Origin of the sequence: Hydrogenophaga palleronii (genome assembly GCF_031457455.1) — a bacterium.
Lineage (GTDB): Bacteria > Pseudomonadota > Gammaproteobacteria > Burkholderiales > Burkholderiaceae_C > Hydrogenophaga > Hydrogenophaga palleronii_A.
Genome location: NZ_JAVDWU010000005.1, coordinates 40262 through 62415, shown reverse-complemented (window position 1 = coordinate 62415; position 22154 = coordinate 40262). Strand labels below are relative to the sequence as shown.

The 22154-nt window shown below is 65.1% G+C and carries 20 protein-coding genes; 14 read left to right on the top strand and 6 right to left on the bottom strand.

Annotated elements, in window-relative coordinates; translation table 11 throughout:
• Positions 1 to 16: 16 nt before the first annotated feature.
• From J2W49_RS12920 to J2W49_RS12895, 6 genes are all read right to left on the bottom strand, one after another.
• A complete protein-coding gene (locus J2W49_RS12920) occupies positions 17 to 955 on the bottom strand; it encodes a lysylphosphatidylglycerol synthase domain-containing protein (protein ID WP_310316505.1) in 939 nt (312 codons plus the stop codon).
• Positions 952 to 2163 (bottom strand): cardiolipin synthase ClsB, encoded by a 1212-nt coding sequence (gene clsB / locus J2W49_RS12915; RefSeq protein ID WP_310316502.1) that lies wholly within the window; start codon positions 2161 to 2163, stop codon positions 952 to 954. Before clsB ends, J2W49_RS12920 begins: the two co-directional genes overlap by 4 nt.
• A 356-nt stretch (positions 2164 to 2519) precedes the next feature.
• Positions 2520 to 2759, bottom strand: coding sequence for a hypothetical protein (locus J2W49_RS12910; protein ID WP_310316498.1), 240 nt, complete (start codon positions 2757 to 2759; stop codon positions 2520 to 2522).
• A 148-nt stretch (positions 2760 to 2907) separates the two neighbouring features.
• Positions 2908 to 3390, bottom strand: a complete 483-nt coding sequence (locus tag J2W49_RS12905) for a hemerythrin domain-containing protein (protein WP_310316496.1) — start codon at positions 3388 to 3390, stop codon at positions 2908 to 2910.
• Between the two features lie 99 nt (positions 3391 to 3489).
• Complete coding sequence (locus tag J2W49_RS12900; RefSeq protein ID WP_310316493.1) at positions 3490 to 3810, bottom strand: hypothetical protein; 321 nt, start codon at positions 3808 to 3810, stop codon at positions 3490 to 3492.
• Between the two features lie 534 nt (positions 3811 to 4344).
• Positions 4345 to 5397 (bottom strand): IS630 family transposase, encoded by a 1053-nt coding sequence (locus J2W49_RS12895; RefSeq protein WP_310316491.1) that lies wholly within the window; start codon positions 5395 to 5397, stop codon positions 4345 to 4347.
• 335 nt (positions 5398 to 5732) lie between these two features.
• Here J2W49_RS12895 and wbaP point away from each other — a divergent pair, with 335 nt between their 5' ends.
• From wbaP to J2W49_RS12825, 14 genes are all read left to right on the top strand, one after another.
• Positions 5733 to 7322, top strand: coding sequence for an undecaprenyl-phosphate galactose phosphotransferase WbaP (gene wbaP / locus J2W49_RS12890; protein WP_310316488.1), 1590 nt, complete (start codon positions 5733 to 5735; stop codon positions 7320 to 7322).
• A 26-nt stretch (positions 7323 to 7348) separates the two neighbouring features.
• Positions 7349 to 8824: a mannose-1-phosphate guanylyltransferase/mannose-6-phosphate isomerase gene (locus tag J2W49_RS12885; RefSeq protein ID WP_310316485.1), complete on the top strand. Its 1476-nt coding sequence runs from the start codon at positions 7349 to 7351 to the stop codon at positions 8822 to 8824.
• Complete coding sequence (gene fcl / locus J2W49_RS12880) at positions 8821 to 9789, top strand: GDP-L-fucose synthase (protein ID WP_310316482.1); 969 nt, start codon at positions 8821 to 8823, stop codon at positions 9787 to 9789. Before J2W49_RS12885 ends, fcl begins: the two co-directional genes overlap by 4 nt.
• Before the next feature lie 79 nt (positions 9790 to 9868).
• Positions 9869 to 11017 carry a GDP-mannose 4,6-dehydratase gene (gene gmd, locus J2W49_RS12875; RefSeq protein WP_310316480.1) on the top strand — a complete coding sequence of 383 codons (1149 nt, stop codon included), beginning with the start codon at positions 9869 to 9871 and terminating at the stop codon, positions 11015 to 11017.
• 16 nt (positions 11018 to 11033) lie between these two features.
• Entirely contained in the window at positions 11034 to 12365 is a 1332-nt protein-coding gene (locus tag J2W49_RS12870; RefSeq protein ID WP_310316478.1) for a lipopolysaccharide biosynthesis protein, read from the top strand.
• On the top strand, positions 12362 to 13957 hold the full coding sequence (locus J2W49_RS12865; protein ID WP_310316475.1) for a GMC oxidoreductase: 1596 nt from the start codon (positions 12362 to 12364) through the stop codon (positions 13955 to 13957). Before J2W49_RS12870 ends, J2W49_RS12865 begins: the two co-directional genes overlap by 4 nt.
• Positions 13954 to 14889, top strand: coding sequence for an aldo/keto reductase (locus J2W49_RS12860; RefSeq protein ID WP_310316472.1), 936 nt, complete (start codon positions 13954 to 13956; stop codon positions 14887 to 14889). Before J2W49_RS12865 ends, J2W49_RS12860 begins: the two co-directional genes overlap by 4 nt.
• Complete coding sequence (locus tag J2W49_RS12855) at positions 14886 to 16172, top strand: O-antigen ligase family protein (protein WP_310316468.1); 1287 nt, start codon at positions 14886 to 14888, stop codon at positions 16170 to 16172. The genes J2W49_RS12860 and J2W49_RS12855 overlap by 4 nt, the downstream gene beginning before the upstream one ends.
• Positions 16169 to 17305 carry a glycosyltransferase gene (locus tag J2W49_RS12850; RefSeq protein ID WP_310316465.1) on the top strand — a complete coding sequence of 379 codons (1137 nt, stop codon included), beginning with the start codon at positions 16169 to 16171 and terminating at the stop codon, positions 17303 to 17305. Before J2W49_RS12855 ends, J2W49_RS12850 begins: the two co-directional genes overlap by 4 nt.
• Positions 17302 to 18411 (top strand): acyltransferase family protein, encoded by a 1110-nt coding sequence (locus J2W49_RS12845; protein WP_310316462.1) that lies wholly within the window; start codon positions 17302 to 17304, stop codon positions 18409 to 18411. The genes J2W49_RS12850 and J2W49_RS12845 overlap by 4 nt, the downstream gene beginning before the upstream one ends.
• 22 nt (positions 18412 to 18433) lie before the next feature.
• Positions 18434 to 19612, top strand: a complete 1179-nt coding sequence (locus tag J2W49_RS12840; RefSeq protein WP_310316459.1) for a polysaccharide pyruvyl transferase family protein — start codon at positions 18434 to 18436, stop codon at positions 19610 to 19612.
• Positions 19605 to 20201 carry an LbetaH domain-containing protein gene (locus J2W49_RS12835; protein WP_310316456.1) on the top strand — a complete coding sequence of 199 codons (597 nt, stop codon included), beginning with the start codon at positions 19605 to 19607 and terminating at the stop codon, positions 20199 to 20201. The genes J2W49_RS12840 and J2W49_RS12835 overlap by 8 nt, the downstream gene beginning before the upstream one ends.
• A complete protein-coding gene (locus J2W49_RS12830; RefSeq protein ID WP_310316453.1) occupies positions 20194 to 21150 on the top strand; it encodes a nitroreductase family protein in 957 nt (318 codons plus the stop codon). The genes J2W49_RS12835 and J2W49_RS12830 overlap by 8 nt, the downstream gene beginning before the upstream one ends.
• A 10-nt stretch (positions 21151 to 21160) precedes the next feature.
• Positions 21161 to 22132, top strand: a complete 972-nt coding sequence (locus tag J2W49_RS12825) for a glycosyltransferase family 2 protein (RefSeq protein ID WP_310316450.1) — start codon at positions 21161 to 21163, stop codon at positions 22130 to 22132.
• Positions 22133 to 22154: the final 22 nt, after the last annotated feature.

Below are 22154 nucleotides of genomic sequence, written 5' to 3'. Positions count from 1 at the left end.
CCGTCATTAAGAGGCCCTAGGCAGGCTGCCGCCTGGCCAATGCTTCATCGAGTCCGTACGCGGGAAGGGCCAGGCACAGCGGCAAGATGTGGTGGACCGCGCGGTAGGCCAGCACCGCAGCCAGGATTTCCGAAGCGGGCAAGCGGCCGTGCAGGGCGGCTACAAACACCCCCTCCAACACGCCCAGGCCCGCCGGCACATGCGTGAGCGCACCGGCCACCGCCGCCAGCATCAGCACGCCCAGGGCGGTGGGATAGTCGATTCGCCAGCCCAGAAGATTGCAGATGCTCAGACCCATGATCATCCAGGTGACACCGCCCGCGATGGCCTGCAGGAAGGAGATTCGCAGCGGTGGCAGCTTGACGCTGTGTTCGCGCCAGGTGAGTGTTTCACCGCCCCAGCGCATGCACATGCCGTGGTAGCCGATCGCCACCACCACCAGGATCGCGCCCAGCACACGCAATGCGGTGTCCCCCTGCATCCACTCGAGTTCGACGCGCGGTGGCACCGCCATGAACGTGACACCAGCGACCCAGCACCACCCCAGCCAGTTGGTGAAAATGCTGTACATGGCGATCTGGCCCACGGTGCCGATGGCCAGGCCGCGGCGGGTGTAGAGCCGAAGACGCAAGGCCAGCCCGCCGATCAGCGCACCGAAGTTGAGGTTGAACGCAAAGCTGATGGCCGCGATGCCCCAGCTTCGCACACGACCCAGGCCGTGCCGCGTCAGGTGCCGCCCGATCACGTCGAAGCTGGCGTACAGGGCGTGGCTGGTCAACGCCAGGGCGGCCGAAAGCAACAGCAGGCTGGGCGGGAACGCCTTCAGCGACCGCCACACGGCAGGCCAGTCCACTTCCTGGGCGTATTGCACGACCAGGACCATCACCAAGCCGGCCAGGGCCCAGGGACCCACGCGCCGCAGCCAGGACCAGACCCGTTTGGCAGCCGGCTTCATGGCGTCTCTGCCTGCAAGGGAACCACCCTGGGAGCGCGCGACTGGGTCCACCTCACCCAGGCCGGGAAGCGGCGCAAGACGTGGTACACGATGGTGGTGCGAACAGCGAGCCAGATCGAACGCAGAGGGCCTGGTCGCGGCAGGTTCACGGTCACGCATTTGTTCTCGATCAGTGCATCGAGCGCCTGGCGCAATTCCGTTGCAAAGCCCTGGTCGCGCATCATCACATTGGCCTCCAGGTTCAGGCTCAGGCTGGTGGGGTCGAGATTGCTGGAACCCACGGTGGCCCACTCATCGTCAATCACGGCCACCTTGGCGTGCAGCGGGCGCTCCACGAATTCGTGAATGTGCACGCCGGCGCGCAGCAGCAGTTCGTACAGCAGCATCGTGGCGCGCTGCACCCATGGCATGTCCGGTTGGCCCTGCAGGATCAGATCGACCTGCACCCCACGGCGCGCCGCACGGCGCAGATCGCGAAGCAGGCGGTAACCCGGAAAGAAGTAGGCGTTGGCGATCACGATACGGCGTTGCGCGCTGCGGATCGCCACCCGGTACTGTCGCTCGATGTCGGTGCGCTGGCTGGAATTGTCCCTGGTGACGAACGCGGCCACCGCGCCGCCAGACGCGGTTCCAGGGGTGCTGCCGCGCCTGTCCATGCGCGCGCCCCAGCGCCGCATCCACAAACGCCTTTCTGGTTGCGGCTTTTCCAGGTTGGCGCGGCAGAAGGCATGGATCTGTTCCACCAGCGGGCCTTCGATCTCGACCGCGTAGTCCTGCTTGCTCATGGCGTCGAGCTCGACCAGATGGTCCTTCGCGTAGTTGATGCCTCCGACGAAGGCGCGGCGTGCGTCGATAACGACAAGCTTGTGATGCATGCGGCCAAGCATGTTGATGCGGGCGCCGAACAGGCGCCGGGCGGGCTCAAAGCTGCGCAGCCGCACACCGGCGTCCAGCAGAGACTGTGCAAAGGGTAAGGCAATATCGGGTGAGCCCCATCCGTCGATCAGCACATGCGTCTCGACCCCGCGCCGCGCCGCGGCGATCAGCACGTCGCGCAGCGCCTGGCCCACCTGGTCGTCAAACCAGATGAACGTCTCGATCAGCACCTCCCGCTCGGCCCCCTCGATGGCGCTGAAGACACGTGGGAAGAACTCCTCTCCGTTTTCGAGCAGCGCGAAACGGTTGCCAGGCACCCAGAGTGAGTTCACGGATCCACCTTCCGCGCTGCGCACGGCGCCAGTGCCGCAAGCGGTGCGTGCTCTGCGCGATGCAGCACAAGCTGACGAGCACCGGACAAAGGCCGCTCGCACCCTGGGCCCCTCAAACTGATGCGAAAAGCCTCCCGCAGGCCGCCGCCCATGCACCGGTCGGGAAGGCCCTGCTGGAACGCGCCGGGCTCGCCGACACCTGGCGAAAGCGTGTGGTTGATAGGGAGGGTGATCGGAAAATTTGACAAAACAGCGTTGCCGAAACATTTACGAGAGGCGTTGCCGCCACCGCTGGGCCGGGGCCAGAAGGCGTCGGCCGGAAATGGAGACCGCCCAGACGGCATCTTGCGCCTCATTCACTGTTTTTTCGCATCCTCTTCGCGTTGACCGCCAAGCCCCGTGCTCCCTGCAGGAAGCTCGGTGTTGGTGGGATCGGCCGGAGAGGTAGCCGGTGGAGACGGGTTGTCGCTTCTGCGCTCAGGCTCACCGGGGACAGCGGGAGGCGTCTCTGCCGGCTCACAGGCCGTCAGTAGCGGTACCGACATCACGGCAAGCAGCACGCAGAGGCGGGCGCCCGCCGCTGAAAGATCGGACATGAGAGACTCCTTCCAGTGTGCCGACACGCGTCGGCTGCTTCTGGCTGGCAATTCAGGTGCCCGTTGTCACCATCACCAGATGTTCAGGCCAGCTTTCATCACGGGGGACCGGGGCTGAACAGGAGCCGCCAGCGCGGCGGGAGAACGCTCAGGCCACTTCCATGCCCATGAGCGCCTCTTTTCGCGACTGCAGTTCTTCACGCATCGCCACCAGGTCGAGCCCTCGCGCGGCCCTGGCCTTGGGAAAGATCTGATTTCTTTCTTCCTTGACATGATGGTCGATGTATTCGCCCAGCACCTTGACCTTGGCATCGAACATTTCGTCTGCCTGGTCCATTGCTTCGATCTGGGCAATCAGGTCCTTGGCACCTGCGTGCTCCACCTCGGCTTCGGCGAGTGCATCGGTTTCCTTCAGTGCTTCTCGCAAGGCAGGGTAGAAGATTTCTTCTTCAATCGTGGCATGGACCGTCAGCTCCTGGCAGATTTCCTGTGCGAGTTCGCGTTTCTTCTGGTCGACATCGCGCGCTTTGGAGTGCGTGAGTTCTTCGTACGCCTTGAACAGCTTCTTGACAGCCTTGTGGTCTGTGTCGAGAAACGTGCATGCGTCTGCTTCGGGGCGGGAATTGGCCATGGAAATCTCCTGAATCGGTGTGGGATGAATGTTCGAGTGATCATGCGGATCGGCGTCTCACCCCATGCCAATCGCAAGGGGGAGGCGCCGAGCGTGCTGTTATCTGGCGTTGTCGTCCATGGGCCGGCGGGTGCCACCCCCCTGGGGGGCCGAGCGTGACCCATCCTGCTGCTGAGAGGGATTGACCTCCTTGCGCCCTTGCTGGTCAGATCCGCCCGGGTTGCTCTGCTCGCGCTGGCCGAACTGGCCGCTCTGATCCCCTTGCTGGCCGGGACTCCGTCCTGCGTTCTGGCCCTTGTTCTGGCCTTGGTTCAGCTCCTGCCCATGCTGCCCCTGCCCTTGCTGCTTCTGGCCGGCTTGGCCCTGTTCCTGCTGTTTTTGTCCCTGTGGGTCTTGCTGACCCTGCTTGTTCGATGCCATGGTTTTCTCCTGTGGAGGTAAGAGGTTGGCGCCGGCCGCCATTGACCAACGCACACCCATTCGGCAAAGCGCGTGCCCGCCCCTGGGCTCAACTCGAGTGCCCGGGGCTGCCGTTTCTCCGGCAATTGTTTCTGCAATCCCTGCTACCCCCCTCCTTCCAGGTCCAGAAGCATCCACCGGACGCCCTTGGCCATCGCAAGCGCTTCCAGGGCAGCGGGTCGCACGCGCTCCACGGTGAGGCGCCGCCTCCAGCACCCACATCTGCACAGGGAAGGTGCAGAAACCGCCCCACCAAGAGGCACTCATCGCCACACGGTGGTCCACGGCGGCTACCTCAACGGGCACCCTCCCCGTGCATGACACCTCGGGACGCCGCACCACAAATACCCTGAGCCGGTCGGTGCAGACCAGCCCTCCCGGTCGCCAGAGGGCGCTGGTGTTGGTGCAAATCTGCGAAATCCCGTTTCGGGATGTAAGAACTGAGCACCACCCAGACCCCTGTTACATCAGTGACTGCGCCTCTCTGGACTGCACTTATTTCGTGATGGGTGGCAACGCCGGCGCCGCTCGGGTGCGCTTGGTGTTGGCCAGGGCGCTGGCGGTCCAGATGAATGGTTTTGGTGTCTTCGTGGGAAGTTCGATGTACTGCGCCGTGGCTTGCTGCAATTCGCCCAGGCTGGGAAAGCTGTCGCGTCTGATGCGGTGTGCCAGCTCATCGCGCAAGAAGCGCTTGGTCCGGTTCAACCACGAGGTGTTGCCTGGGGCTGGATGGGTGACCCAGCGCGGGTGTTCGGCCAGCCAGGCCTGCACCTCGGGGTACCGCTGGGTGGCGTCGTTGTCGACGATCAGGTGCAATTTGATGTGCTTGGGTGTCCTGCGATGAATCTGCCGCAGGAACTTGAGCCACTCCGCCTGCCGATGGCGTCCCCTGGACTTCGAGATCACCGCACCGTCCAGCGCGTGAAGCGCGTTGAGCGCGGCCAGCAGGGTTGTGGTGCCACCGTGCCTGAGATGGGGGGCGGCGGTGCGGGTAACCGCCTGAACCGGGCCTTTTTCATCACAGCTGAACACCATCGCATGGACGAACGGGCTCATGTGCAGCCCCACGACATCGACCAGCATGTTTTCGACGCGTGAAGGATCCGGTGAGACCTTGAGGAGGTCCTGCAGGTGGGGCTGGATGCCGTTGCGCTGCCACACCCGCCGGATGGTCGTGGCGCTCAGACCCAGATGTGACGCCAACGTGCGCGTGCTCCAGTGAGCGCCGGCCGTCGGTTGCTCATGCAGCGTCCTGCTCAGGATGAGCGACTCGAGCGCGCGCGTCACGCTCGGTGTGCGCCCTGAACGCGCAGCGTCCTGCAGCAGCGCCTGGATACCGCCTTCAATGAAGCGCCGCCGCCACAGTGCCACCTGTCGCCGGTCGAGCCTGACCTCCTCGGCGATGTCCTTGTTCTGCCAGCCTTGCGCCGCCAGCAGGATGACGCTGGCGCGCTGCTGCACACGAGCCTCTACGCGCCTTCCCTTCGACAACACATGCAATCCGCGCTCGGTTTGCGCATCCAGTTCGATCGCCTCTGCCACTCGCATCGTTTCAACCTCCCGGCGTTTCGGATAGGACCTGTAAATATAAGTTCAATCATTTATGGCGCACTCAACGACACACGAGGGGGCATCGTAGCCAAGCCAGCGCGATCGAACGCAAATCCTTGTGAACGAACTCATAGCTCGTTACATACCGCTGGGTCACAGCTTCTAAAAATGAAGCAACCGGTGCAGGCCTGCCTGCGCAAAACCAATGAACCCTGGGAGTCCATGTATGTCGTGCTACAGCCAGCAGACTTTTCTGCGCGCCATGCGTGTGCATGCCACGCACCTTCACGGTGCCTGCCCTTTGACCTCCTCGATCCGCAGTGGGCGTTGACATGGCACGCGCACACACCCAGTCCCTTGAGGCGCCCGCGCCGGCGGAAGGCGTGCCGGGCACCGTCATTCCTGGCACCGTCATTCCTCTCTACAACGAACACGACCTCGCCCGCAGCCTTGCGCCTTGGGCCAACCTCACCCAGCGCCAGAACCAGGTCAAGGCATTGCTGGTGCTCACCGACCTGAGTGTGCTTGCATTCTGTTTCATCGCCGGGCGTCTGCCGGCATGGTTTCGCGACGATGTGAGCCTCTCGCAGACCATGAGCGTCTGGTTGGAAGCCAATGGTCACCTGCGTCCCACGCTGTTTGCCGCGATTGCCCTGACCATGGTGAGCTGGATGTGGACGGTGCAGGGCCACTACTCCGCCCACCGTCGAAAGCCCTGGTGGGACGAAGCGCGTCAGATGATCCAGGTGATCGTGCTGGCGGCGCTGCTTGACGCCATGGTCATGTACCTCGCCAAGTGGCCGCTCTCTCGTCTCTGGACCGGCGCCACCTGGGGCCTCGTTCTCGTCTGCCTGCCGTTGGCGCGCCTGGCCGTGCGCACCTGCTTGCTGCGCACGGGCATGCTCACCCAGCCTTACGTGCTCATCGGCCACCCCGATGACGTTGAAAAAGCCGCCGCCGCCCTGGCCAGCGAACCGCTGCTGGGCTACCGGCCCGTGGCCGTCGTCTGCCCTGACCCGGGTGCACGGCTGGTCGCGCTCGGGGACGGGCAAGTGGCTGCGCCCACTGCGCTCACGCCTGGCGTGCGCGCCTTCCTCGCCCGGCCCGGGCCCCACCAGCTGGTGGGCGTGCTCGGCATCCGGGACAACAACTGGCTGCGCGAACTCGCGCAGGACCTCATGCTCACCCGCGACGACCTCGTGATGGTCCCCGCGATCGGTGGCCTGCCGATCTACGGCATGGAGGTCTCGCACTTCTTCAGCCACGAAGTCCTGCTTCTGCGCGCCCGCAACAACCTCAATCGCCCCGGTCCGCAGGTCCTCAAGCGCGTGCTTGACGTGGTGGGCGCCGCCGTTCTGCTGGTGTTGCTGGCACCGCTGTTCGCCTGGGTCGCCTGGCGCATCAAGCGCGACGACGCCGGCCCGGTGTTCTTTGTGCAGAAACGCATCGGCGTGGACGGCCAGCTGTTCGACTTCATCAAGTTCCGCAGCATGGTGATGGACGCCGACGGTACGCTCGAACGCTGGAAGACAGAAAACGAGAAGCTCTACGTGCAATACCTGGCCAGCAACTTCAAGCTCGCCAACGATCCGCGCATCACGCGCATCGGTCATTTCATCCGCCGCACCAGCATCGACGAACTGCCCCAGCTCATCAACGTGCTCAAGGGCGACATGAGCCTCGTCGGCCCGCGTCCGCTGCTCGCTCGCGAACTGGGCGAATACGGCAAAAGCATCGCCGCCTATGGCAAGGCCCGTCCTGGCATCACCGGCCTGTGGCAGATCAGCGGTCGCAGCGCCAGCACCTTCCAGCACCGCATCAACATGGACCTCTGGTACGTGCGCAACTGGTCGCTCTGGTACGACCTCGTGATCATGTTGCGCACCGTGCGCGTTGTCCTTCGGCAGGAGGGTGCGTGTTGACCGCAGCCCCAAAACATCCTCAACGCATGAACACCATGATCACTCCCGTCGTTCTCTGTGGAGGCTCCGGCACCCGCCTGTGGCCGCTGAGCCGCAAGAGCTTCCCCAAACAGTTTGTGCCGCTGATCAATGGCAAGAGCCTGCTCCAGCTCACGCTGGAACGGGTTCGCCCGCTGGGCCCCGGCCTCATGATCGTCACCGCCGATGGGCACCGTTTCATGGTGGCCGACGCGCTGCAGGAGATGCCCGGCGCGGCGCAGGTGATCCTGGAGCCCGTGGGGCGCAACACCGCCGCTGCCATGGCGCTGGCTGCCCTGCTGTCGGCGCACAACGGCGAGCCCGATACCCTGCTGCTTTTCTGCCCGTCAGACCACCACATCCCCGACGCCCAGGCCTTCGCCCGCACCATCGAGCAAGGCGTGCCCGCAGCCGAGTCCGGCGCCATCGTCACCTTCGGCATCGTGCCCAGCGCGCCAAGCACGGCCTACGGCTACATCGAGCATGGCGCAAAGCGCGACGACGGCGCCCACGAGGTCAGGCGCTTCGTGGAAAAGCCCAACGCCGAGCAAGCCCTGCAACTGCTGCTCAGCGGCGAGGTACTGTGGAACGCGGGCATCTTTCTGTGTCGCGCCAGCACCCTGCTGCAGGCCCTGCAGCAACACGCACCCGACATCCTCGCCAACTGCCGCGAAGCCCTGCCCGCAACGTTGGCCTGCCCGCCAGAACCCGCAGCCGCCGCCCGGCGCAGCACGGCGATCGAGTGGATCACGCCATTGCCCGGCGCCTTCGCCGCCTGCCGATCACAGAGCATCGACTACGCCGTGATGGAACACCATGCCGATGTGGCCGTGGTGCCCTATCCCGGCGCCTGGAGCGACGTCGGCAGCTGGAACGCCGTGGCCGAACTCTCGCCCACCGATGCCGATGGCAACCGCATCGAGGGCCAGGGCCTCGCCCCGCTTTCGCGCGACACCTACATCCACGCGCCGCACCGCCCCGTGGTGGCACTCGGCACCCACAACCTGCTCATCATCGACACGCCCGACGCCCTGCTCGTGGCCCACCGGGACAGCGCCGAACAGGTCAAGGACGTGGTGGCCCAGCTGGAGCGTCAGCGCTGCGCGCAGGCCGTGGTCCATCGCAAGGTGGCTCGCCCCTGGGGCTGGTACGACAGCATCGATCTGGGCGAACGCTTTCAGGTCAAGCGCATCGGCGTGCGGCCCGGCGCCAGCCTCAGTCTGCAGAAGCACCACCACCGCGCCGAACACTGGATCGTGGTCAAGGGCACGGCCGAAGTCACCTGCGGCAGCGAGACCTTCCTCCTGGCTGAAAACCAGTCCACCTACATCCCCATCGGCGAGCTGCATCGCCTGAGCAACCCCGGCAAGCTGGAGCTGGAAATGATCGAGGTGCAATCCGGCAGCTACCTCGGCGAAGACGACATCGTCCGTATCGAAGACAGCTACGGCCGCGCCACCCTCAACCCCGTGACCACCCCATGAACCAGCCTGAAACCATTTATGTGGCGGGCCACCGCGGCATGGTCGGGTCGGCCATCGTGCGCCACCTGCTCGACGCCGGCCATCCCGCCAGCCACATCGTCACCCGCACCCACGCCGAGCTCGACCTGACCGACCAGGCGTCGGTGCGTGCCTTCTTTGCGCAGACCAAGCCGCAACAGGTGTACCTGGCCGCGGCCAAGGTGGGCGGCATCCACGCCAACAACGTTTACCCCGCTGACTTCATCTACCAGAACCTCATGATCGAGGCCAACGTGATCGAAGCGGCGTTCTGTAACGGCGTGCAGAAGCTGTTGTTCCTGGGCTCCAGTTGCATCTACCCCAAGCTCGCCGCGCAACCCATGAGCGAACACGCCCTGCTCACCGGTCCGCTCGAATCCACCAACGAGCCGTACGCGGTGGCCAAGATCGCCGGCATGAAGCTCTGCGAAAGCTACAACCGCCAGTTCGGCGCCAGCCATGGCGTGGACTACCGCTGCGTCATGCCCACCAATCTGTATGGGCCGGGCGACAACTACCACCCCGAAAACAGCCACGTCATCCCCGCGCTGATCCGCCGGATCCATGAAGCCAAGGTCACGGGCCTGCCCGAGGTCGCCATCTGGGGCAGCGGCCGGCCGATGCGCGAGTTTCTGTACGTGGACGACATGGCCGCTGCCTGCGTGCACGTGATGAACCTGCCCAAGGCCAGCTACGAACAACACACCCAGCCCATGCTCAGCCACATCAATGTGGGCTACGGCAGCGACCTGACCATCGCCGATCTCACCCGCAATGTGGCCGACACCGTGGGCTACGCCGGGGAGATCCGGTTTGACACCAGCAAGCCCGACGGCACGCCCCGCAAGCTCATGGACAGCAGCCGCCTGCACAAGCTGGGCTGGCGAGCCAAGGTCGATCTGCCGACCGGCCTGGCCCTGACCTACCAGGATTTCCTGACGCAATAGCCTCCCCGCGCCCTCTCCCGCCTGCGCAATCGGGCGGGTCGAGCCAACTCAACTTCAACCACCTAGCGAGCGAAACAAGATGACCAAAAACCCCCCCTTCGGTGTCTGGCCCAAAGTCGCCCTCATCACCGGCATCACCGGGCAAGATGGCTCCTACCTGGCTGAGCTGCTGCTCGAAAAGGGCTACATCGTGCACGGCATCAAGCGCCGCAGCAGCCAGTTCAACACCCAGCGCGTGGACCACATCTACCAGGATCCGCACATCGACAACGCGCGCTTTCACCTGCACCACGGCGACCTCAGCGACACCAGCAACCTGATCCGCATCGTGCAGGAAACGCAGCCCGACGAGATCTACAACCTGGGTGCCCAGAGCCACGTGGCCGTGAGTTTCGAAAGCCCGGAGTACACGGTGGACGTGGACGGCCTGGGCACGCTGCGCCTGCTCGAAGCCATCCGCATCCTCGGGCTGGAACACAAGACGCGCTTCTACCAGGCCAGCACCTCCGAGCTCTATGGGCAGGTGCAGGAAATACCGCAGAAGGAAACCACCCCCTTTTATCCGCGCAGCCCCTACGCCGTGGCCAAGCTTTACGCCTACTGGATCGTGGTGAACTACCGCGAGGCCTACGGCATGTACGCCTGCAACGGCATCCTGTTCAACCACGAATCCCCGCGCCGCGGCGAGACCTTCGTCACGCGAAAGATCACGCGCGGCCTGGCCAATATCGCTCAGGGTCTCGAAGAATGCCTCTACATGGGCAATCTGGATTCGCTGCGCGACTGGGGCCACGCCAAGGACTATGTGCGCATGCAGTGGCTGATGCTGCAGCAGGAGCAGGCCGAAGACTTCGTCATCGCCACCGGCGTGCAATACAGCGTGCGCCAGTTCATCGACATGGCCGCCAAGGAGCTGGGGGTCACACTGGCTTTCAAAGGCAAGGGCGTGGATGAACAGGCCGTGGTCGTGAAGGTGGAAGGCGACAAGGCCCCTGCGCTCAGTCCCGGCGACGTGATCGTGAAGGTCGATCCGCGCTACTTCCGCCCCACCGAAGTGGAAACCTTGCTGGGCGATCCATCCAACGCCAAGGCCAAGCTCGGCTGGGTGCCCAAGATCGCGCTGCAGGAGATGGTGTCGGAGATGGTGATCTCCGATCTGAACGACGCACAGCGTCACGCCCTGCTCAAGACCCACGGCTTCGCCTCAACGGTGTCCAGCGAATACTGATCGTCACCTCCCTTCAATGTCTGTTTCACAACCCTTGCGCACACCCGCCCCCGGTCTCTCGTCCATCGCCGGGCGCATCGCCTCGGGCGCGGGCGCATACGGCTATGCGCAAGTCGTCAGCATCGGCACGCAACTGGTGTCGCTGCCGCTGTTCCTGCATTACTGGGACATGGCCACCTACGGCTATTGGCTGGCCCTCACCGCCCTGCCGTTCTACCTGTCGTTGGCCGACGCTGGCATCTCCACCGCGTCAAGCAACCAGATGATCAGCTTGATCACGCAGGGCCAGAAGGCGCGTGCGGCCGAGGTGTTCCAGAGCGCCGTGGCCTTTCTCGCTTCCGTCTCGCTGCTGATCCTGCTGATCATCGGTACCACCCTGCTGCTGCTGCCCGCCACCACACTGACAGCGCCTGAGTGGAAGACGGTGCTCATGCTGCTGTCCATCAGCGTGGTGCTCGGCTTGTTCTGCAGCCTGGCCGAAGTCATCTACAAGGCCACCGGGGGCTATGCAGCGGGCACCTACCTGGTCACCACCGGCCGTCTGGTCGAATGGGCCGGTGGCCTGACCGGCCTGGTGCTCACGCGAAGCTTCATCGGCGTCGCCAGCACGGCGCTCCTGGCCCGACTGGCCTACACGCTGCTCTGCATTGGCCTGAGCCAGCGGCGCACCGACTTCTTGCGATGGGGCGTGCGGCGGGCCAGCCTGACCGACATCAGGCAGGCCGCGGCGCCAGGCGCGCTGTTCCTCTCGCTCTCGCTGACCAACGCCCTGAGCCTTCAGGGCTTCACTTTGCTGGTGGCCGCCACCCTGGGCCCCGCTGCCACCGCCGTGTTCAACACCTACCGCACCGTGGCGCGGATCGTGGTGCAGGTCACCAACGCGCTGAGCAACCCGCTCTGGCCGGAACTCACCGCCCTCAAGGGTCAGAGGGACGATGGGGCTTTCTGGAAGCTCTACCGCAGAGCCAACCGCTTGGGTTTGCTCATTGCGGCCGTCGGTGCCCTGCTGGTGTACGGCGTATCGCCCTGGCTGCTGGAGATCTGGACACACGGCCAGATTCCCTTCACCGCCACCAGCATGGCGCTGTTCCTGTGCTACGCGGCCGTGTGCTCGGCCACCCAGGTCCCTCGCGTCGTGCTCATGTCCATCAACCGCCATGCGGGTCTGGCGGCGCAGAGCCTGCTCGCCGCCGTGTTCTCGCTCGGGGTGGCCTGGCTGGCATGGCGCAGCGCCGGCATGGCTGGCGTGGTGGGCGCCATGGTGGTGGGCGAGGCCCTGGTGTGGCTCACCGCCACGCGTGCCGTGCGTCGACTGCACACGAAAAAGACTGCGAAGACCGCGCCATGATCGTCGACCTGAACCACGCCCCGCCACCTGACACCCACCACGACGTCGTCATCGTCGGCGGTGGCACGGTGGCCTTGTTGCTGGCCGTGCTGCTGGAACGCCAGGGCCAGCGCGTGCTGGTGCTGGAGACCGGTGGTGGCAGCTTCGAGGCGCCGGCACAGGATCTCAACGAAGCCACCGTCACCGGCCGGGCCCATACCGGCATTGCCGTGGCGCGGGGGCGTGCGCTGGGGGGCACCTCCAACCTCTGGGGTGGCCAGCTCACGCTGTTCGTGCCGTCCGACTTCGAGGCCCGCGAAGGCGTGTCCGATGCGCCCTGGCCCATCACTTATGAAGAGCTGCTGCCTTGGTACGAGGCCGTGGCCAAGGAGCTGCGTCTGGCCGATGCGCTCGATGAAAGCACGCCACAGGCGCACAAGCTCTTTGGCGACCATTACCCCGACATCCCCGGGTTCACCCTGTTCCTCACGCGCTGGCTCAAGGAACCCGCCATGGCCCGGCACTTCCGTGAACGCCTGCAGCACGCGCCCGGCCTCACCGTCCTCTTGCATGCCCACGCCACAGGGCTGCACCTGGCGCCCGAAGGCAGCGGCGAGATTGCCTCGGTTCGTGTGGCACGGCCCGACGGCAGCACCCTGCGCATCGGGGGCTCGCGCTTCGTGCTGGCCAACGGCACCATCGAGATCGCGCGCCTGCTGCTCGCCAGTGCGGCCGAGCAACCCGAGGCGCCCTGGGCCGGCAATTCATGGGTGGGTGCGGGCTTCCAGGACCACCTCGAAATGCGCGGTGGCCGGGTGCACCTGCTGGACAAACCCCGCTTCCTGCGCACCTTTCAGAACATCGTGCTGGCGGGCCACAAATACCAGCCCAAGCTGCGCCTGAACACCCCCGCAGGCGCCACGGGCGCTGAACCAGCGCTCAACGTCACCGGCTACTTCGCGTTCGAGTCCAGCGTCGGCGAACACCTGCAGCACCTGAAGGTGCTGGTGCGCTCGCTGCTGCGCGGTGGCCTGCCAAGACAGGGCATGGGCGAGACGCTGCGCCACCTGCGTGGCATGGGCAGCGCCTGGGTGCCGATGATCGTTCAGTACCTGCGGCACCACCGCATCTACAACCCGGCCGACCGGGGGGTCTGGCTCGTCATGCACGCCGAACAACTGCCGCGCAGCGACAGCCGCATCACCCTGGACCCCCGACGCAGAGACCGCTTCGGTGTGCCGCTGGCGGCGCTGGACTGGCGCATTGGCGGTGCACCCGAAGTGCACGCCATGGCGGCCTTTGTGCGCCGCATCGGTGCCAGCCTGCAGGCCGCCGGACTGGCCCGCGTGGAGATCGATGCCATGCTGGACGCCGAAGACGCCGGCGTGCTGGCGCAGGCCACCGACACCTACCACCAGTGTGGCGGCGCACGCATGGGCCACCACCCGCAGGACGGTGTGGTCGACAGCGAACTTCGCGTGTTCGGCACCCGCAACCTCTACGTGGCCGGTGCCGCCGTGTTCCGCACCTCCAGCTACGCCAACCCCACGTTCACCGCCATGGCCCTCACGGCCCGCCTGGCTGACCAGCTCACAGCGAGGACCCCCGCGTGAACACCGCCGCCACCTCCTTGCTGACCAGCCGGCTGGGCTTCGGTTGCGGCCGCCTCAAAGGCGGCGGTGACAAGGCGACCTCCCTGCGGCTCGTTCACGCCGCGCTGGATCAAGGCATCCGCTACTTCGATACGGCGCCCCCCTACGGCTTGGGCGCGTCCGAATCCGTGCTGGGCGAGGCGCTCAATGGCCGGCAGGAAGAGGTGATCGTCGCCACGAAAGCCGGGCTGGCCCGCCCCGCATCACCCGGCCTCATGCAGACAGCCAGGGCCATCGTGAAGCCATTGGCCCGCTGGGTTCCCGGGCTGCGGAACGCGGTGCTCAAGGGCATGTCGCGGCGGGCGTCCCCCGGCAATTTTGAATTCGAGTTCATCGCCCGGTCGTTCGAGGCCAGCCTGACGCACCTGCAACGCGATCGGGTGGACTGCCTGCTGCTGCACGAAGCACGGCCCAGCGATCCGTTGACCCCCCTGCAGCTGCTGCTCGATCGTTATGTCGCCAGTGGTCAGTTGGGCACCTACGGCAGCTCCACGGGCGAACCGGCGAGCGAGCTCGTGCGCTTTGGCGCCGTGTTGCAGTACCGCTGTCCGGCACCAGGTGCCGCAGACACGACGGTCGCCCCCTCCGACGTGCTGCATGGCGCCTTGCGGTTCATCGCACCGGCCATCGGGATCGCGCTGGAGCGCGATCCACAGCTCAAGGCCCAGCTGGCCAGCCTGCTGCCTGCGGGCACCGACCCGGCCACCGCGACGGGGTCGCTGGCCCTGGCCTACGCCCTGGCCCGGTTCGAGAGCCGGGTGCTGCTCTCGACCAACCAGCCGCCACGCCTGATCACCACCCTCGAACAGGTCCGGCACATCACGGCATCGACCGAATGGCGACCCGCCATGTTGGCCCTTCACGCGGCGCTCGAACAGGAGGCAGCGCCATGAACGCGGCCATCCGGTTCGTCTCTTTGTCCATGCTCGGCCTGGCCATCTATGTGGGCGGCTGGTATGTGGGCGGGTCGCTTTTCCAGATCGTGCAATTGGGGGCGATCGGCCTGTTTCTCGCCGCCGGCTTTTTTGCGTTGATCGCCGGCGGCACCCGCCGCATCCAGCTGTGTGCTGCCGAATACATCATCGGTGGTGCGTTCGTGTTTGCGATGCTGGTCGCTTTCGTTCGAGGAAACGCGCTGTCCACCGAGTTCGGCGCGATGTTCCTGCTGGTGCTGGCGGCTGCTGGCATTCTGGCGCGGCAGGACTGGGTGGCCCGCCTCGACCATGTGTTTCGATGGGCCTACATCGCCCTGATCGTCTCCGTGCTGGTGGTCCAGCCAGGTGAGTACCTGACATCGGTGGCGGGCACAGTTGAGCGCAGTGTCGGGTTGGTGCGCTTTGAACCGCTGGGCATGCACCCCAACCTCTGCGGCCTGGTGTATGGCGGTGGCAGCCTGCTGTTCTTCCAGAACTTTCTGGCCACCCCCCGGCTTCTCCAGAAGCTGTTCGCGCTCCTGATGTCCGCGCTGTGCCTGAGTCTGGTCCTGGCTGCCTCTTCGCGGGCCAGTCTGCTCGCCCTGGCCCTGACAGGCGTTGTCGCCGGGCTGCTCATCACATGGCGCGGCTCTCGCCGGGCCCGGATCACCTTGATCCTGTCGGCCATCACGCTGCTGGCCGTGGCCGTGTTCCAGGCAACGGCCATCGCCGACTACCTGACCGTCATCCTCGACCTCGACTCGCCCACGCGCGGGGTGAATTCGGGCGCCACGGGCCGGGAGGTGATCTGGCAGGAAGGCGTGGAGCTGGTGTTCTCCGACCCTGTGCTCTTCTTCACCGGCAGGGGGGTTCGCGCTGCCGGCCCCGAGGTGATCGGTTTTCCGGTGGAGAGCTCCTACATCAATCTTGCGCTCGAGCATGGCGTGGTCTTCGGCCTGCTGATCACCCTGACATTCCTGGTCACCGCATGGCGCACACTTGGCCGCAGCTTCGCGTCGGGTGCGATGAACCCGGTCCTCTTTGTCAGCGGCCTGATGCTGGTGTTCGTGATGCTGCAGTCGATCTTCAACCGCTACCTGGTCGCTGTGGGCAACCCGTATTCGTTGTGGGTGCTGCTGTTGCTGGTGCGACTGAACCTGAACCCCGATCGGCTTGCTTCCCACTCGACCGCCACGCCGCCCTGGCGAGATAACCCCACGCTACAGCACGCCGTTGGCACCCACGCCGCCTCACCACAATGACCTACGTCTTCTGGCATTCCTACCTGATGTTTCACCAGGCCGCTTACATCCGCGCCCTGGCGGAGGTGCCCGGCAACACCGTGCGCTGGTGCGTGACGGAGGACCTGCCCGCCTACTACCGCGAACGCGGCTACCCAGTCCCCGACACCGGCAAGGTGCTCGTGCACATCGCCCCCACGCCGGAGCGCACCGAAGAACTGGCCCGGCTGCCCGGCTCGGTGCAGGTGTTTTTTGGCCTGCGTGGCTTTGCGCTGCCGCTGACCGCCTTCAAGGCCAGCCTGGGTGCGCCGGTGCACCGCTTCCTGATGACGGAAAACCGCTATGAGCCCGGCGCTCAGCTGCTGCCCCGCTGGCTGGTCTACACCTGGGACGCCTTGCGCTACCGGCGCCATCTGAGCGGTGTGTTCTGCATCGGCCATTCGGGCCGCTACGGCGGCGCACGGTTCTTCTCGGCCTGTGGTTACCCCGCGGAGCGCATCGTGCCCTTCGTGCACGTGGTGGACAGTCTGCCGGTGCAACACCGGCCCGTTCAGCGCGACCACAAGGAGATTCTCTATGTGGGGCAGCTGATCGTGCGCAAACGGGTCGATCTGCTGTTGCAGGCCTTCAGCCAGCTCGACCTGCCAACCGCTCGCCTGCGCATCATCGGCAAGGGCGACCAGGAGCAGCACCTCCTGGAGCTCGCGCACCAGCTCGATATCGCCGAACGGGTGGATTTCTCGCCGGGCATGCCCAACGCCGACATTGTCGCGGCCATGGCTGCGGCCGACGTGCTGGTGTTGCCCAGCCGGTTTGACGGCTGGGGCGCGGTGGTCAACGAAGCCTTGATGGTGGGCACCCCGGTGATCAGCAGCGACCGCTGCGGGGCCAGCGATGTGATCGAGAACGGACGCAATGGCTACGTGTTCGAAGCCGGCAACGCCCGCGCGCTGTTGGAGTGCCTGGAGAGTTTCTTTCGCGACTTCCACTGGGACCGGGCCGCGCTCGCAAGCGCGGAGGCCTCCCGCCTGGGCGGCCCGGAGGTGGCCGCGCGCTTTCAGCTGCACGCGCTGCGACTGTTGGCCCCGGACCCTGTGGCAAGTCGGTCCACGGCACCCATGGAGGGCGTGGCCCATCGGGGGCAACAACCATGAACCCCGCCGTCTCAGACACCATCCGCCTGGCACGGATTCTCTGCATCCTGTTGCTGGTGTATGCCCATGCCCAGCCGTACCAGCCCGGTGTGCCCGAGTCCTTGCTCTCGCCCATGGGCTTGATTCACTACCTGCGGCAGTTGCTTGGCCACACCAGCGTGCCCTTGCTCAGCCTGATCTCGGGCTACCTGCTGGCCCGCACGCTCAGCGCCCGGCCCTTTGTGAAAGAGCTCGGCAACAAATGGGTCTCTCTGGTCGTGCCGCTGGTGCTGTGGAACCTGATCTACATCGCCAAGGTGTACTTGGAGTCGGGCCTCGAGACCGCGCCTGCCATCCACGAATGGCCGAACGCCGTGCTGGCCATCAGCGCCCCCCCGGCCATGATGCCGCTCTATTTCCTGCGGGACGCTTTTGTCTGCTTTCTGATCTCGCCAGCGCTCATTTACCTGGCGCGCAAACTGCCCGGCACCACAGCGGCGGCCTTGTTGCTCAACGCCTTGTTGAACATCGACGGTGTGCTGTTCCTCAACAGCGCCATTCCCCTCTTCTACTTTTCGGGCTGCGTGTTGCTGGTGCACAAGGTCGCGATTCCCACCCATGCGCTGCCCTGGAAGCCGGTGTGGGCCGCGGGTCTGGCCATGGTGTTGCTGTCGGTCGCGGCGTTCTACATGCCATCAGAACCAGGCGTATCCGAACCGTCCAGCCTGGTGCACGGCACCGTCGACATCGCGCTCAGGGCGGCGGGCTGTGTGGTCTTCTGGTCCGTCGCTACAAAACTGCTGCACAGCCGGGCCGGCGGGTTCCTCCTGCCCTTCGAGCCGATGGCTTTTTTCATCTTCTGCGCCCACGGCATGGCGGCCGGTCTGTGGTGGATGGCCATCGAGCGTCTGGGCTACACCGACATCACCCCTGTTTTTCTCAGCTACTTCATCCTCTCGCCCCTCCTGTCGCTGGTCACCTGCGTCGGTGCGGTCTGGTTCATCCGCCGCGTGACGCCCAGCGGTTTGTCACTGCTCATGGGCGGGCGCATTCCCAACCAACAACAAATGGCATCCATGTTCAACCCCCTCGGCCACAAACACCTGGCAAGGACCACCGGTGTATGAGCATCTCAAGGAACCTCAAGAGATGAACGTCGGCATTCTCACTTTCCATTTCAGCGACAACTACGGTGCCGCGCTGCAGGCCTATGCCTTGCGTCGCTGGTTGACGGAGCAAGGCCATCACGCCCGCTTCATCGACTACCGGCCGGCGCACATCGAGCACGGTGGCCACCTCAGCATGCCCACCTCACCCGCGAAGCTCAAGGCCAACCTCAAGGTCGTCTACCTGGCGGCGTCGTCGTTCTTGCATCAGCACTTTGGCCACCAAGGCCAAAAGGAGAAGTTCGTCAAGTTCAGGGAGCATTTCCTCGGCATCCCCGGCGGCACGGCGCCCAGCGACAACGATGAGTCGCTTGCACAGGCGCGGTCGTTCGACCTGATCGTGGCAGGCAGTGACCAGATCTGGAGCCCGTCCCAGCATTACGGTTTTGATCCGAACTACTTTCTGGACTTCGCGCAGTCGTTCCCGGCCCGAAAAATCTCGTACGCTGCGAGCTTCGGCAGAGACCGGGTGTCCCCGTCCGAAGCTTCTCAACTCCCTGGCCTGCTGCGCCACTTCGATGCCATTTCGGTGCGCGAAGCCTCAGGTGTCACGCTGGTGGAACAGGCCACCGGGCAAACGCCGGCCAACGTGCCCGACCCGACCCTGCTGCACAACAACTATGCGGAACTGACCGACCGCACGCCGTCCGCAGATGCGGACCCGTACCTCTTCTGCTACGGACTGCGCTCGCCAGACAACATCCGGCAGACGGCCGACCTCATCTCGAAGCACCTGAACTGCACCATCCTCTCGCCGCACAACCCGCACCGACGATGGGTCGAGATCGGTCGCACGGTGCATCCCGATCCCGGCGAGTGGGTCTCGCTGGTGAAGAACGCGCGCTTTGTCGTCACCAACTCTTTCCACGGCACGGTTTTTGCCCTGCTGTTTCGAAAACCTTTCATCGTGGCCGGGCTCACGGGCGACAAAGCCACCGCCAACGCCCGCGCCATCAACCTGTTGCGGGCGGTCGGTCTGGAAAACCGCTTCACACCGGCCTTCTCGGCGCAACAGGTGAAGGCGCTGATGGCCAGTGAGATCGAATGGGCAGACGTGGACCTGCGGCTGACAGCGCTGCGGCAGGCCGGCGACACGTTTCTGAGCACCCAACTGAAGGCGGTGGCCCGCCACACGCAGCCCGAAGGACAACCCCATGAGTGACGCCATGAGCGATGTGATGAATCAAACCGTGAGTGGCCTGCACGCTCTGCGGTACCGCAGCGACTTCACCGCATCGGCCAAGCTGCGAAGGTTCACGTGGGAAGTGGTCTGGCTGCTGGCCTTCCGGCCCACCCCGCGCTGGGCGCTGCACGGGTGGCGGCGCCAGTTGTTGCGGTGGTTCGGTGCCGAGGTGGGCGCCGGCTGCCGGATCGCCCCTTCCTGCCGCGTCTGGGCGCCCTGGAACCTGGTCATGGGCGAATATTCTGTGCTCGGCCCGGGTGTGGACTGCTACAGCATGGGCCGCATCACCATCGGCTCGAAGGTCGCGGTCAGTCAGCGTTCCTTCCTGTGTGCGGGGTCGCACGACGTCCGTTCATTGACCCGGCCCCTGACCACCAGCCCCATCGTGATCGAGGACCACGTGTGGATCGCGGCCGAGAGCTTTGTCCACCCGAACGTGGTGATCCGCGAAGGTGCCGTCATTGGCGCGCGCTCGGTGGTGATCAAGGACATGCCGGCCTGGTCCATCTGCGCCGGCAACCCTTGCCGAAGAGTCAAAAGCCGTGAGCTGAGGGAGCCCCATGTTTGACAAACTGATCAAGGTCACGGGGATCTTCAGCGAAGCCCTGCGCGATGCCATGCTGTTCCTGCGGTTCAACTCGTATTCGCCGTTCGTGGACAAGTCCAGGCGCGCGTTCTACAAAATCATCATCGAGGCCCACACGATCGAGAAGGGGCTGTCGCTGCCCGCTCCCAAGCTGCTGTTCGGCAAGGACAAGATCCGCTTCGTCATGGCCGCGCTCTCGCGATACGACATCCGGCACTCACCGGTGCCTGTCCACATGTCGCTGGGTGCCCTGGAAGCCTATGTGAATTTCCACGCAAGGGCCGGCATGACCGACCCCTTGCTCGACGAGATCACCGGCTACCTGAAGAGCTGGGAAACCCGGCTGCCCAAGCCCTGGAAGGGCGGTACGCGGGACTGCTTGTTCGATGACCAGCCCTCCGGCAACCTGCAGCACCTGCTGGCCAGCCGATCGAGCATCCGGGCGCTGCGACCCACGCCGCTGGACCCGGACCAGATCCTGCAAGCGATCGCGCTCGCGCAACTGGCACCCTCGCAATGCAACCGCCAGGCCTCCCGGGCACATGCCTATCAGGATCCCGAGCGCATCCGGGAACTGCTCGCCCTGCAGGGCGGCTCCCGTGGCTTTGCGGAATCGGTGGGCAACCTCTTCGTGGTGAGCTCGGACATCTGCGCCTGGGGCGGCCCCGGGCAACGCAACCAGGCCTATGTCGACGGCGCACTGTTTGCCATGTGCCTGATGCTGGCCTGCCGGTCGATGGGCTGGGGGACCTGCCCGCTCAACCTGGCGATCGACCACAAGACCGAATCCGCGATCCGCCGCGCTGGCGGCATACCGGCGGGTGAACGGCTCATCATGATGATCGCCTTCGGTGAGCCCATCGCACCTGAAACCCGGGTGGCTTTCTCGCCGCGACGCCCCGCCGCGGAAATTGCCACCCTGCACGCATGAGACGACATTGATGAGCATCACCGCGATCATCCTGACCTACAACGAGGCCCGCCACATTGCGCGGGCCATCCGGTCCATCCAGCCGCTGGCTGAACGGATCTGCGTGGTGGATTCCGGCTCCACCGACGGCACCGACGAGATTGCGAGACGGCTGGGGGCCGAGGTTCACACCAACCCCTTCGTCAACCAGGCGAAGCAGCTTCAGTGGGCCATCGACCACCTCGACATCCATGGCGGCTGGGTGCTTCGCCTGGACGCCGATGAAATCATCGAACCCGACCTGGCCCGCGAGATCACCGAGAAGCTGCCCCGGTTGGCGGCCGATGTGGTGGGCGTGAACCTCAAACGCAAGCACATCTTCATGGACCGCTGGGTGCGTCATGGCGGGCGCTACCCGTTGGTGATGCTGCGCCTGTGGCGCCATGGGCATGGCCGCGTGGAGGACCGCTGGATGGACGAACACATGCTGGTCAAGGGCGGACGCACCGTGACGTTCAACGGCGGATTCGCCGACCACAACCTGGGTGACCTGAGCTATTTCACCGACAAACACAACAAGTACGCCACGCGCGAAGCCATTGAGGTGCTGAGCCAACGGCTCGGTCTGTTTGCGCGGGACCAAGCGCTCAACGCGCGGAGCACCTCAGCCCAGGCCTCATTCAAGCGCTGGGTCAAGGAGCGTCTCTACAACCGCATTCCCTTCACCGTCAGCGCCCCGCTGTATTTCCTGTGGCGCTATGTCTTCCAACTGGGTTTTCTGGATGGCCGCAGCGGCTTGGTTTACCACTTTCTGCAGGGCTTCTGGTACCGCTTCCTGGTGGGCGCCAGGCTCATGGAGCTTGAACGGGCCGTGGCCCACCTCAGCGACAAGGCCGACATCTGCGCCGAACTGAGCCAGCTGACCGGCCTCCGGCTGGCGGTACAGACCGAAGCACTGTCGGTGGCGGAAGTCAGCAAAGACCGCCTCGCACCCCGGGTGTGAACCCGCTCAAAACAACAAGGCA